The following is an 11724-nucleotide window of genomic DNA, read 5'->3' as shown; positions in this document are numbered from 1 at the left end:
CCTGCGCTGGATACAGGCCATGTTAGGCCATGCCAGCGTGGAATCCACCCAGGTGTATACGCAGGTCTCTATCCGGGCCTTGCAGGCGGTGCACGCCAGCACCCATCCGGCGGAGCAAATGGCCGACGAAAAAGTCAGCGACGCCGATGAGGTGGGTTTACTGGCCGACCTGTACGCCGACGATAACGCCGACACGGACACGCCGCCGGACAGTTCAGAGCCGACCTCAACCCCCGATAGCCGCTGACCGTCCGTACGCCCCCGTTGAGTTGGGCGGGTTCGGTGTGGGGGCAGACCGTGGCCGGACTGCCCGTTAGCCTCGGCGCACGCGGGGGTAAATAGTCGTCAGGCGGCTCAACCACGGGCGTCCCCGTTGAGCCGGTCCAGGCCGCCCAACGCCTATTCAACATAATGCGGGGGAATTATACGCACTGCGCCGGTGAGCCAGGGCAACCGCCTGAGCATTCATGCGCGGCTTAATGCGTATAATTGGCATTATGTCTTGCGCCCCCGCGGGTCGGCATTGGCGGGTGTGGCGCACAAGGCTGACGCCTTCTGCTGTCAGCCGCTGAGCCAGTCCTCGGCAAAAACCCGTGTTCTTCTTTAGCTGCCGTGCCAACGTCCGGCCAACAACCCTGAAGGCAGGTCGGCCTGCGGCCTCCGCTCATTGACTTCCCCCCGCCCCAACCCCGCTGCACTGGCTGCGCCCGGTTCGCAGTCGCAGGCTCCTTGCTCATTCCCGTGCTCGCCATCTCCGCCCCGTGCAGCCCCTGGGGGCTTCCCTGAACAAAACCGCGTGGTCATGCAAGGCCATATGCAAGCCGAAGCCACAGTGCCTCAGAGCGTCGCAGGGGCGCCGCTTGCGGGCTCTATGCCGCCCGCGCACGCAGAACGGGCACCCGCCGCCCAAACAAGTTGGGCGACGTTCGCCCGTTGCCGAAAAAGGCGCTACACTGACAAGAGCGCGGCGGGAAAAACCGGCGTTCAGGGGCGAAAAGCGCGTCAAGGGGTTTTGGGTTCGGCGGTGAACGCACATTGGAAAAAACGGGTTGTAACTGACTGAGTGGACAGGGAAAATCGCTGTTCTCTGGCTCACTTCGCAATGGAATGGGTTGTTATTGAGAATAATTATTTGCACGAAGACGAAAGCCGTCGTTTTGATAAAGAGTTGGCCGAGTGTAAGGCCAAAGGAGGGGACTGCGGTGCTGTCATTCAGAAGTATTTGGACATCAGCAATAAGAATAGTGCCGAATTAGAGGAAAAATGCAAAGGAGGTGGTATTACCTGCGTGACTTATGAAGAAATTATTCAAGCAAATACGAATGTAGCGTTTGATGAGGGATCGTTACAAATTCGATTGTCAGAGAAACTAAAAGATCCCGATGCTATCAAGATAGTACAGTATTTGAATGGTAAGGATTTACAGTTTTTGAAGGATAATATTACCACTTCTAACAGAGTTGCCGCTGTCGCTTTAGATCCAACGTCATGGCCTGTGATGGTCTTTGGTGGCAAGGCCATTATTAATGGAGCTGGAGCAAAAGAGCAACTATTGGCTGCGGGAGTTTCTAGCGGAATGAACGCAGCAATTCAGTATGGTACTTCAGGAAATGTAACATTATCAGACGTGATTGGAGCCGGAGCTGTTGGTTTAATTACCGGAGGAAAAGGATATACCCCAACAGTTAATTGGAACGCAGTAGGTGGTTATTATACGGCAGAAATTAAAGGTGATGATCCTTTCCTTGGAGCACTTATGGCAAAAGCTGGAGCAAGCATAGGTTATACAGGAACAGCGGTAATAAAAGTACCTATGGATAAGGTGTTAAACCCTATATCTAAACAGTATGAATGGGTACCGACAGGTGTTTGGACAATTACGAAACCAGTAAAACAAAACCCAATACCAAATATAATAGGGAATACTGTAGGTAGTGCAACTACTGAATCAACGGTAAATAGTCTTTCTAAAAAAGAGGTTACAGGTGAAAAATAGGAAAAAAACGTGTATTCATCTAGTTATTTTATGTTGTTACTCATATGTTTCTATTTTTCTTGCTCTTTTTATTGTTTTTTCTTTTATGAGTTGGTTGAGTCCAGCCTCCTCTAATAATTGGGATGATATAAAAAGTTATTTGAATAAAAATCTATTTTTGTCAATGAAATTAGGATTAATGGGAGTACCCTTAGGAATAATATTGTGGATATCATATTATTATAAGAAATAAGCCACATTATCGCTATTGTGTATGAAGAAGTGATCCCGACCATATGGTCGGGATCACTTCTTGGTAAACTGTCAGCAACTTGGCGCAGGCACAGGCTATCGCTGAAATCGGCACCCAGGTGATGGATATCTACAATACGCATGAAGCGATGAAGGCGACGAAGAAAGCCACGGCAGACCTGAAAGATCCGCAAACGCAGCAGCGGCTGAAAGAACAAGCCAGAACTCAACTGGCGGCCGAAGGTCAGGCCATTGATGCGAAATCTGTTGCTGACCGGGCATATCAGCTCGCCTATGACGGTGCCATCAAAGAGCAGGGTGCGGATATCGGCAGCCGCCAGCGTCAGGCGGTGACGGCGGTCATCGGGGCGTTGCAGGGTTTAGCGGGCGGCGACATCCCATCGGCCATTGCCAGCGGGGCAGCGCCGTATCTGGCCAATGGCGTGAAGGCACTGACCTATAAGGGTAAAGCGCATTATGATGATCTGACGCCGGCAGAAAAAGCCACCAACCTGATGACGCATGCAATCTTAGGCGGGGTTATCGCAGAAATAAAAGGGGGCTCGGCCACTGCCGGGGCAACGGGCGCGGTGAGCGGCGAACTGGCCGCCTCGGCTATTATGAGTGCACTGTACGGAGATAAGAACCCGAAAGATCTCCCACCGACGGAGAAGGAAACCGTCAGTAATTTGTCGACCTTGGCAGGCGGGATTGCGGCCGGGCTGGCTACTAATTCTACCGCAGGCGGCGTTGCCGGAGCGCAGGCAGCGAAGAATGCGATTGAGAATAATGCGCTGAGCCTGCCAAAAGGCATGGCGGAGTACGGTCGGGCACAGAATTCACTCGCCATGCAAATGCTCAGGGAAGGGGCAACCCCGGATGAATTGTCGGAAGCGTTGGCAAAACAAGCGAGAGGTACGCACCCTGAAGGGCAAGATCCGGCCAGAGGGCTGATTGTGGCGTGGGGTAACTTCTTCGGTGTGCCATTAGATGTGGTGATGTCCAATGAAAAAATGACGCCGGAGAAAGCGGCTGAAATTGTGGCCAGCGGCATCCCGACCAGTGAAGCAAAGGTGATGCAGTATGTGGCGGCTAAGGCATTCTTGGCACTGGCTAAAAATCCTGTTTCGGGTAGCAAAGCAGAAGGTTCATCACCGCAATGGAAAGTAGGAGAAGGGAAATTTAGTCCGAAGGATAAGGGCACGGTGACGAATGTTGAGCATCCGGTTGGTAAGTTTGATGGGAAGTCATTGTCAAACGGAAAAAAAGAAAATGTTGTGAAGAATAGTGAGTTGTCAACAGGAACTGTTTTCGATTCCATTAAAGGCACCCAGCCAATGTATCCTGGCTCCGTAATTCCTAAATCTTTTGAAATGTCATTACCGAACGGGAAGAAAGTCTGGGTACATGGAAATGCTACCGAACATATGGTGGAATACGCAGCATCAAAAGCTGTTACGCATACGCCTGAAGCTGTGAGACTGGCTAGTCAACAAGAACTAAGAAGTTTCCAATCTGCTGTAAATACTGCCACAAAAAACAAAATGCCATATGGTGAGAGAATTACTGTAGATGGCTGGCAACTAGAAATTAAACCACCACGAACAGCAACTGAGTTGCCAACGATCATCCATGCCCGTTATGTAGGAGCACATTAAATGGATATAGAAATTAAAAACCCTATAAACATTACATTAGATGTAATAGAGCTTGATGAGCATGTACCGTCAATGAAATTTAATCTTACAATCCGAGTAGATAAGTTTGGATATAGTTTAGACGTGGACATGCAGCTATGGATAGAATGTCAATGTTTTGACTCATTTATCGACAACTTACGTAGAAATGATATAGCTCGTCTTAAAGATATGAATGGGGCTTTTGAATTGCTATTAAACCCTGTTCAGGACTCACTTGAATGGTCATGTGCCAAAGAAAATCTAGATGGTTATATCACATCAGCAAAAGGAAGAGAAAAGCTGACCGATGAGTCGAAATGTGCATTGTACGAGGCATTTAATGATTATCCTAAGTGGTGGTAATCAATAAATACTGATCCCAGCCAAGCGCTGGGATCTCCTTTTTAGCCGTTTTCAACAAGCCGGATAATCAACTGTCCGTGCTCAACACTGACCTGCACTGGCTGCCCGGTGGCAAAGCCCGCTTCTTCCAGCCAATTACCTTTAAGATGCAATCTGGGATGCTGGCTGTAATAGCGGGTCATGCCGGTGTTCCGGTCGGCGTGACATCGGCTGATATAGCCGACCTTATAGCGGGGTTGCGCTTTCGAACTGCCTGAATTTACATTACAATCGCGTTCAGCCATAGCTAACTACCTCTGATACTGGCGTCACCGGAAGCCAAAGCCTGGCTGGCACGACGCGGGCTGAACCCTGCTGCACTGGCTGCGCGCGGCTCGCGCTGCGCTCCGTTGCTCGTCCCCGTGCTCGCCATCTCCACCCCGTGCAGCCCCCGGGGGCTTCCCTGAACAAAACCGCGTGGTCATGCAAGGTCATATGCAAGCCAAAGCCACAGTGCCTCAGAGTGTAGTGATGTGATGGACGACCCCTTTTTCAGCGGCAAATAGTGCCCTCTTTCTTTCCGATGCACTGAATTTTTCGGGAGAGAACCTATCATGAATACGATCAAAGTCGTTGGCATTGACCTCGCCAAAAACGTTTTTCAAGTCTGTGTCTGGATGGCGGACGGTTCTGTCGCCTCGAACCGAAAAATCTCACGGCAAAAATTGCTTGATACCGTGCGCTCTTTTCCGCCCGGCACTGTCATTGCGATGGAAGCTTGTGCAACATCTCACTACTGGGGGCGAACGCTGCAAGCGATGGGATATACCGTCAGGTTAGTCCCGACTCAACACGTCAAGGCCTTCAGCCATCATCAAAAAAACGCTGCCAATGATGCGCTGGCTATTTGTGAAACTGCCTGTCGTCCAGGTCTTCATTTTGTTCCCGTCAAGACCGTGGAACAGCAAGATATCAAGGCACTGCGTAGTGCCCGGCAACTCATGGTGGAACAGCGTACCGCACTTGCTAACCAAATGCGGGCTTTTCTAGCTGAATCGGGACTGATTGTGCCTGCCGGCATTCAAAAACTTCAACAGCATCTCGCTGAGATTCTGGAAGATGGCAGCACTAACCTGTCTTATGTACTGCGTCGTTTATTGCATACCTTATGGGAAGAGATGCAGAATTTGAACACCGGCATTCATGACATGGATAACGAAATAGCGGCACTTTCCCGTCAGCAACCGGGTTATGAGCATCTGCTCACGATCCCCGGCGTTGGTCCTCTTATCGCGGCCGCCTTCGTGAGTGACGTCAGGGCATCCCAATTTGCCAATGGCCGACAACTGTCTGCCTGGTGTGGACTGGTTCCCCGGCAACACAGTTCAGGAGGAAAAAACCGTCTGTCTTCCCTGAGCAAAAATGGCCATCGTCATCTGCGAACGTTAATCATTCACGGTGCCCGTGCCGTGATGCGTTGTGTTCAAAGACGGGATGATTATCTGGGAGAGTGGCTGAGAAAACTGATTGACCGGTGCGGGTTCATGAAAGCCACGGTGGCTTTAGCCAACAAACTGACCCGGATTATTTGGCGTGTTCTGCGGGATAACGTGGATTTTAATATGAAAAAAGCTTTTCTGTCCGTTAATTGAGTCACCTAAAACGGGCATTTTATCGAGTTTGCAAACACTGATGAGAAAACGGCTCCCGTCCCTGCCATAGCCTGATATTGACCAAGGTAGTGATATACCGGTGTAGTGATAAGGAAACAGGGTGCGGATGACATCATGGCGCGGACAAATGAGTCCATAATGACGCCGGATATATGGTCGCAAACCGTATCAATTTAGTGCTTGCACAACCGGGGCGTCCATATATGGTCAAGAAATGCCGGACACATTTCTGGCCTCTTCCCACTGCCTTTCATATTCAGCAGGAGAAATTCCCCCATTAAAGCGATGAGGACGGATGTGGTTGTAATACCCGCCCAAATATTGAGTGATATCCCGTATTGCATCATGGATATCCCGATAGCCTTCCGGAGGGATCCATTCACTCTTCAGACTGCGAAAGACCCTTTCCATTAGGGCGTTATCTAAACAATGGCCGCGTCGGCTCATGCTCTGGATAATTTTGTTTCGCCACAATAAACGACGGAACTTATTGCTGCTGTATTGGCTTCCTTGATCTGAATGGAATATCAGGCGCCCCTTAATATGACGGGTTTCAAGTGCATTGTTCAATGCCCGGCAGACCAGCTCAGCATCCGGTGAAACCGATATCGCCATGCCGACAACGCGGCGGGAAAATAAATCTATCACGGTCGCCAGATAGCACCAGCCATCATGAATTCGAATATACGTCATATCACCGCACCACTGAGTATTCGGCGCGTTGGGCGAAAACTGTTGCTTTAACCGATTGGGGGAGGGGAGGCCGGCGCTTCTTTCCCTGCCGGGCGATAGCGATGTGCCCCCGGCTGGCGGCTTTGTAACCCACATTCCTGCCTCAGACGCCGGGCCCGCCAACGTCCAACCGGTTTCCCTTCATTTGTCAGCATGTGCGACTGCCTATCGCCCCCGGCTTTGGTCATACCGTTCACGAACCCGGATGCGCAGCCGTGTGATCAACGCATAGCGCCACAGCGCATCTCGCTCATCAACACGGCCGCCTGCTTTAGGATTTCTTTTTCCATTTCCAGGCGTTTCACCTGTTTCTCTAAGGCCTGTATCTGGCGTTGTTCAGGCGTCAGTGCCTTGCCCACAGGTGTAATTCCCTGCATTTCGGCCTGGTATTGGCGAACCCATTTTCCCAGGGTACTGGCATCAATCCCCAGTGAACGGGCAACCTTAACCACCCGCTGCTGATAGAGAACAACCTGTTGAACCGCTTCCAGCTTAAATTCAGCGGAATAGTGGCGTTGGGTGGGTTTCAATTTCATCGTCACACCTCATTGTCATGTTAATAACATTAGCAGGCTTTTGAAGTGTCCGAGATCCTTATACCACTACACAACTGAATTATCAAACACACTGATCCAAGAGGAAATAAAAAAAGAAAAAGCTAAGGAGGAAGGTAATGCATCAAAAAAATAAACAAATAATATTATTTATAGTTGCAAGTATTATGTGGACGTTCTCTTTATTTCTAATATTTATATTCGGTTTTTTTGTTGGTAAATGTGTGATATGGCTTTTTATGAATGGGGAATTCTTTTTTTCATTTGAATATGTAAAAAAAGCCTTTAGAGCAGCGATTATTGCAGGGCCAATACTTGGGATAGGTACTTGGATTGCTTATTATCATCCTTTTAAACGACGAAGATAATACAGATCCCAGCTTTGAGCCGAGATCGCTTTTTTAACCATCAGTTATTCTCAACGATCCGGATAACGAAAGATGCTAAAAGTGGGGAAATTAGTAATGCATTCATCACTATGCCACCAAGGAATATTCCATGAGTGATAAAACGAAATGGTTAGACGAGACGAAAGAGTATTTAGCAAACAATGATGGTGAAGATTTATACTATCTCATGTTTACTATGCTGAATGAAGAAAAAATGAGCTTCATAAAATTTCTCTTGGATGCCTCAAAGGGAATTGGGTGTGTAGTACATGAAGGATTAGAATATGTATTAGATCAAGATCTGGATTATCCAGAAGATTTTGATTTAGTTACTTTTTATGTTGGAGAATTTGAAAGTTCAGAAATCAGCCCAAATCAATTTGTTATGCTGATGCAATATGTATCTAATGCTTATATCAATGCCTTTCCTGACAGTAAAGAAACGGTAGAAAGACATATGAAAGCACTTACAGAGCGTTACTCTTAGCGCTGTATCCTGTTGAGAAAGTAAAAAAGATCCCAGTCCTAAAAAGCTGGATCGTTCTTTTATTCGTCAGCTAATTGAGTAAGTGTCCGGTGTGGACGGAGCGCAGACAGCGAAAAATGCGATTGAGAATAATGCGTTGAGCCTGCCAAAAGGCATGGCGGAGTAGTCCAAGGTGTTGGTAATAATCTTTCACCGACAGAGTACTATAGCAGAATCATATTAATATGACATAATATCTGGATTCACATGACAAAGGATAAAGTGAGATGGGCTACAGTCTGGATTTTCGAAAGAGAGTACTGGCATACAAAGACAAGCATTCGTTGACATTCGAACAAACGAGTACCCATTTTGATATTTCTATGCGCACCTTATTTCGGTGGAGTCACAAAATAGAACCCTGTGTGACACGCAATAAGCCACCCACGAAAATCAGTGATGAAGCGCTTCTCACCGATGTTCAAAATTACCCCGATGACTATCAATGGGAAAGAGCAAAACGCTTGGGTGTCGCGCAGTCTGCTATCCACTACGCCTTGAAACGGCTGAAAATGACAGTCAAAAAAAACGCTAAGACACCCCAACGCTGACGCTCAGGTTCGTCAGGCGTTTGTCGAACGCATCGGCCACTACGAACAGGCGGGGAAACCAATTGTTTATCTGGATGAAAGCGGTTTTTCGCAGTCCATGCCCCGCACACATGGTTATTCGGCGAAAGGGCAACGCTGCTTCGGCACACACGATTGGCAGGCTAAAGGCCGCATTAATATCATTGGCGCGATCCTCAAAAAGACCTTCGTGACCTTAAGCTTATTTTCTGGAAACATTAATGCGGATGTCTTTCATGCCTGGATGACACAAGATTTGCTGCCCAAACTCCCAAGCGGAGCCGTGATTGTCATGGATAATGCCCCCTTCCATAAACGGCATGATACGATAAAAGCGATAGCAGACCACGGTTGCCTGCTGGAATGGTTGCCCCCTTACAGCCCGGATCTGAATCCCATCGAACTGAAATGGGCTGAAGTCAAAGCGATAAGAAGACGAGAAAGGTGTTCAATTGATGAACTGTTTATGGCGTATGTGAAATATGTCCAATTATTTTGATTCAGATATATTCGGAAGAGAATTACCACCTATTGATAGAAAAGCATCGTAACTGGTTAGATAAAGAGATTAAGCAATTGCAATAGAGTTGATACAGATCCCAGCCTAAGTGCTGGGATCTTCCCTTTAGCCGTCAGTTCTTCTCAACAAGCCGGATAATCAACTGTTCCCGTTCAACGGTGATGTTCACCGCCTGTCTGGCAGTAAACCCAGCTTCTTCGTAAGCATCGTAAGCGTCTGGTGATCTCACCTTGTTCCGTCCATTCGGCTCCTGCACGCTACGGCTTCTGATTTTTTATTGGGAGACCCAATCATGCGCCGTAACCGATACACCCCCGAACAAAAACAGCAACATGTGACCCAATGGCGGCACAGTGGACTGACCCGATGCTGAAACCCGAACCGCTTTTTCTAGTGCGGGAACCCGTCGATATCATCTCAAATAAAAATTAAATATCTTCTTCCAGTTTTTTACGATCTAAGTCCAGTAATTCCTGAAATTCCTTTGATTCTTTTAATTCCTGAGTTTTTTCTTCGAAATCTGTGTTCATATAAACATCTGGACTCGTATAAATCAGTTGGCTGGTTTCTTTACCTTCTTTGACACATATGATACGTATATCAACTAATATCGTATTATCATCATAACCTACTGATATAGCTCCATTATTTTTTAGCGCATTCTCATATTCTTCTTTTGATGAGTACGATGACGGTTCTCCGTACTTTTTCTCTAACAGTTTGCTGACTGGCTTCACGTATGAGCCAATATCAATATCTAATCTCTTAAATTTTCCATTTAAAAAAAATGCCATTGCCCCACGCTTTTTGTTAGCAAGCAAAAAGTCAGAGCACGAATAAAGCGATATTTCTTTTATTCTAGGGCTTTCTTCAAATTTTTCAAAATTACATAACTTCTTCGAAAGAAACTCTTCTTCTGTCATGCCAAATTTTGCATCTTTATACCCATCAACTGCCATTGCTCCAAAGCTAACTATTCCTAATGTAAGCATAATTACTAATTTTTTCATGTTATCTCCTTTTTTGCTTTAGATATTGGTAGATTAATAATTTTATTAAAAAACGTTATTATTTATTTAAAGTAATTGGGATATCAAGAAATATTCTACCCGAAATTCCGCACCGCATTCGTAATTTATTGTTTTAATTAATAATCAATTAAATTTTATGCAATTCATTTGAAATCAGCATATTACAGATATAGCCGCGGAATGACGGTTCTACCCAGATTTTAAAAAATCTATCAATATTTTTTAAAACAACTTTATGAATAGTATGTATAACCTACTTCTAACACTGTAGTATCAGGTCAACCAGTGAAAGTAAATTTTATTAGCCATAACTGACTGATTCAGGGGAACCCCTATAACCCATTAATAAAATAACAGGTCATAATATGAAACAATACCTTACCGATTCCCCGCAAAACATCACTCTGAACAAAATAGCTCGTGAACTGGTACAAATTGAACGAAAATAATCCTGATGCTCACGACAATGGCTTATAGGAGCGCACGAAGCGCAAAGGAAACAGTCACCCAATAGACTGCCAACCGAAGATTTTATTGAGCAGGTTCGTCAGTGCATTGATTTCTTATACTGGAGCGACTTGATCACCACGACTAACCAGAAACCAAACAGGAAATATACAGCGTATAGCTGGAAGCACACCATTAAGCATTGGCAACGTGAAGTCAAAAAAGAAGATACAGGCAATTCTTACACTTGTATGATGGCCTTTATTGTTGCCTGCCGCCTCGCCGGGTTGAAACATGATAATGAGCACAATCCGGCTTTTAATATCTCTCTGACGGCATGGAACAGAACAGGTCACGATCAGTGAAAGAATACGGCATATAAAGGGAAATGGCTTTATTCTTGTGATAACCGCCCACAGCGGCTCCAAATTTTTAACCTATTGAGATGTAGTAATTTTGTCGCGGTATAGCAATTACGGACATCTCATCTCACAAGCCTGTCTACATTATAAACAGAGAAAAATACTATTGTTTCCATCATGAAAATAATGGTATTTTCCACCACAATTCATCATCAAACAAAAATTTGACCTCGCTCAACCTAATCGATAAGGTATTTAACTGTTACCAATGATCCATTGCCTGTAAGGATCAGCGTTGAGCGGCGAACAAAAACTCCCGTAGCCTGAAAGGGAGTGCATGCAATGCGGTACATCTACGCACTTTTGGAAGCAGATATCATCAGACCAATAACCCACGATCTGACGATGAAAGTCTCCCGGTGGTATTCATCACCGGCTACCCATACAACAGAGCAGAATTGGCTTTGTCTCACACTGATCGATATTGTTTTAACCGGTACAACATTCACCTGCATTTTGCATTTATCACGATAAACGTCCCGAAAACGGCGCGGCGTCACTTGTGTTAAAGCGTAGCGATTACCAAGTGACGCCGCAAAGCGGCAAACGTCCATAGCCCATCCGGTCTGGTTTTACGACCGATTTGAACCCCGCATTACTCAGTGAAACCACG

General features: G+C 46.4%; 15 protein-coding genes and 2 pseudogenes. 12 read left to right on the top strand and 5 right to left on the bottom strand.

Annotation, left to right across the window (positions count from 1 at the left end):
• Positions 1-247: pseudogene (locus Xbud_RS17745) on the top strand (site-specific tyrosine recombinase XerC); the annotation flags it as partial.
• A 229-nt stretch (positions 248-476) separates the two neighbouring features.
• Here the strand turns inward: Xbud_RS17745 and Xbud_RS17740 are convergent.
• Complete coding sequence (locus Xbud_RS17740; protein WP_099137356.1) at positions 477-752, bottom strand: hypothetical protein; 276 nt, start codon at positions 750-752, stop codon at positions 477-479.
• A 350-nt stretch (positions 753-1102) separates the two neighbouring features.
• Between Xbud_RS17740 and Xbud_RS17730 the strand changes: the two genes are divergently transcribed.
• From Xbud_RS17730 to Xbud_RS17715, 3 genes are all read left to right on the top strand, one after another.
• A complete protein-coding gene (locus Xbud_RS17730) occupies positions 1103-1996 on the top strand; it encodes a hypothetical protein (protein WP_099137354.1) in 894 nt (297 codons plus the stop codon).
• Between the two features lie 311 nt (positions 1997-2307).
• A complete protein-coding gene (locus Xbud_RS17725; protein ID WP_244590024.1) occupies positions 2308-3885 on the top strand; it encodes a VENN motif pre-toxin domain-containing protein in 1578 nt (525 codons plus the stop codon).
• Positions 3886-4269: a hypothetical protein gene (locus Xbud_RS17715; RefSeq protein WP_046396846.1), complete on the top strand. Its 384-nt coding sequence runs from the start codon at positions 3886-3888 to the stop codon at positions 4267-4269.
• A 41-nt stretch (positions 4270-4310) separates the two neighbouring features.
• On the opposite strand, the gene Xbud_RS21015 is transcribed toward Xbud_RS17715, so the two are convergent.
• Positions 4311-4553 (bottom strand): SymE family type I addiction module toxin, encoded by a 243-nt coding sequence (locus Xbud_RS21015; RefSeq protein ID WP_099137353.1) that lies wholly within the window; start codon positions 4551-4553, stop codon positions 4311-4313.
• A 309-nt stretch (positions 4554-4862) separates the two neighbouring features.
• Here Xbud_RS21015 and Xbud_RS17700 point away from each other — a divergent pair, with 309 nt between their 5' ends.
• A complete protein-coding gene (locus tag Xbud_RS17700) occupies positions 4863-5900 on the top strand; it encodes an IS110 family RNA-guided transposase (RefSeq protein ID WP_099137351.1) in 1038 nt (345 codons plus the stop codon).
• A gap of 228 nt (positions 5901-6128) precedes the next feature.
• Here the strand turns inward: Xbud_RS17700 and Xbud_RS19665 are convergent.
• A pseudogene (locus tag Xbud_RS19665) lies at positions 6129-7183 on the bottom strand (IS3 family transposase).
• Positions 7184-7326: 143 nt separating this feature from the next.
• Between Xbud_RS19665 and Xbud_RS17685 the strand changes: the two are divergent.
• From Xbud_RS17685 to Xbud_RS17665, 5 genes are all read left to right on the top strand, one after another.
• Positions 7327-7575 carry a hypothetical protein gene (locus Xbud_RS17685; RefSeq protein ID WP_099137348.1) on the top strand — a complete coding sequence of 83 codons (249 nt, stop codon included), beginning with the start codon at positions 7327-7329 and terminating at the stop codon, positions 7573-7575.
• 130 nt (positions 7576-7705) lie between these two features.
• Complete coding sequence (locus Xbud_RS17680; RefSeq protein WP_099137347.1) at positions 7706-8083, top strand: hypothetical protein; 378 nt, start codon at positions 7706-7708, stop codon at positions 8081-8083.
• A gap of 82 nt (positions 8084-8165) precedes the next feature.
• Complete coding sequence (locus Xbud_RS21475) at positions 8166-8249, top strand: VENN motif pre-toxin domain-containing protein (protein ID WP_099137346.1); 84 nt, start codon at positions 8166-8168, stop codon at positions 8247-8249.
• A gap of 100 nt (positions 8250-8349) precedes the next feature.
• Positions 8350-8673: an IS630 transposase-related protein gene (locus tag Xbud_RS17670; RefSeq protein ID WP_099137345.1), complete on the top strand. Its 324-nt coding sequence runs from the start codon at positions 8350-8352 to the stop codon at positions 8671-8673.
• Between the two features lie 31 nt (positions 8674-8704).
• On the top strand, positions 8705-9190 hold the full coding sequence (locus tag Xbud_RS17665; RefSeq protein ID WP_211283546.1) for an IS630 family transposase: 486 nt from the start codon (positions 8705-8707) through the stop codon (positions 9188-9190).
• 133 nt (positions 9191-9323) lie between these two features.
• Here Xbud_RS17665 and Xbud_RS20760 read toward each other — a convergent pair whose 3' ends face one another.
• Together Xbud_RS20760 and Xbud_RS17655 are read right to left on the bottom strand one after the other, a co-directional pair.
• Positions 9324-9440, bottom strand: coding sequence for a type I toxin-antitoxin system SymE family toxin (locus tag Xbud_RS20760; protein WP_145956664.1), 117 nt, complete (start codon positions 9438-9440; stop codon positions 9324-9326).
• Positions 9441-9639: 199 nt separating this feature from the next.
• A complete protein-coding gene (locus Xbud_RS17655) occupies positions 9640-10221 on the bottom strand; it encodes a hypothetical protein (RefSeq protein WP_099137343.1) in 582 nt (193 codons plus the stop codon).
• A gap of 599 nt (positions 10222-10820) precedes the next feature.
• On the opposite strand from Xbud_RS17655, the gene Xbud_RS17650 reads away from it, so the two are divergent.
• Both Xbud_RS17650 and Xbud_RS20250 read left to right on the top strand, forming a co-directional pair.
• Positions 10821-11054 (top strand): hypothetical protein, encoded by a 234-nt coding sequence (locus tag Xbud_RS17650; RefSeq protein ID WP_099137342.1) that lies wholly within the window; start codon positions 10821-10823, stop codon positions 11052-11054.
• 339 nt (positions 11055-11393) lie between these two features.
• A complete protein-coding gene (locus tag Xbud_RS20250) occupies positions 11394-11585 on the top strand; it encodes a hypothetical protein (protein WP_211283545.1) in 192 nt (63 codons plus the stop codon).
• The last annotated feature ends 139 nt before the right edge of the window (positions 11586-11724 follow it).

Origin of the sequence: Xenorhabdus budapestensis, from assembly GCF_002632465.1 — a bacterium.
Classification (GTDB): domain Bacteria; phylum Pseudomonadota; class Gammaproteobacteria; order Enterobacterales; family Enterobacteriaceae; genus Xenorhabdus; species Xenorhabdus budapestensis.
Note: the sequence above shows the minus strand (reverse complement) of the source record. Positions and strands in the feature narration are given on the sequence as shown.

Excerpts from the sequence above, each read along its gene's own strand:
- Xbud_RS17700 (WP_099137351.1), top strand. The coding sequence starts at position 4,863 with ATGAATACGATCAAAGTCGTTGGCATTGACCTCGCCAAAAACGTTTTT.
- Xbud_RS17680 (WP_099137347.1), top strand. The coding sequence starts at position 7,706 with ATGAGTGATAAAACGAAATGGTTAGACGAGACGAAAGAGTATTTAGCA.
- Xbud_RS21015 (WP_099137353.1), bottom strand. The coding sequence starts at position 4,553 with ATGGCTGAACGCGATTGTAATGTAAATTCAGGCAGTTCGAAAGCGCAA.
- Xbud_RS17670 (WP_099137345.1), top strand. The coding sequence starts at position 8,350 with ATGGGCTACAGTCTGGATTTTCGAAAGAGAGTACTGGCATACAAAGAC.
- Xbud_RS20250 (WP_211283545.1), top strand. The coding sequence starts at position 11,394 with ATGCGGTACATCTACGCACTTTTGGAAGCAGATATCATCAGACCAATA.
- Xbud_RS17730 (WP_099137354.1), top strand. The coding sequence starts at position 1,103 with ATGGAATGGGTTGTTATTGAGAATAATTATTTGCACGAAGACGAAAGC.
- Xbud_RS17740 (WP_099137356.1), bottom strand. The coding sequence starts at position 752 with ATGGCGAGCACGGGAATGAGCAAGGAGCCTGCGACTGCGAACCGGGCG.
- Xbud_RS17715 (WP_046396846.1), top strand. The coding sequence starts at position 3,886 with ATGGATATAGAAATTAAAAACCCTATAAACATTACATTAGATGTAATA.
- Xbud_RS17685 (WP_099137348.1), top strand. The coding sequence starts at position 7,327 with ATGCATCAAAAAAATAAACAAATAATATTATTTATAGTTGCAAGTATT.
- Xbud_RS17655 (WP_099137343.1), bottom strand. The coding sequence starts at position 10,221 with ATGAAAAAATTAGTAATTATGCTTACATTAGGAATAGTTAGCTTTGGA.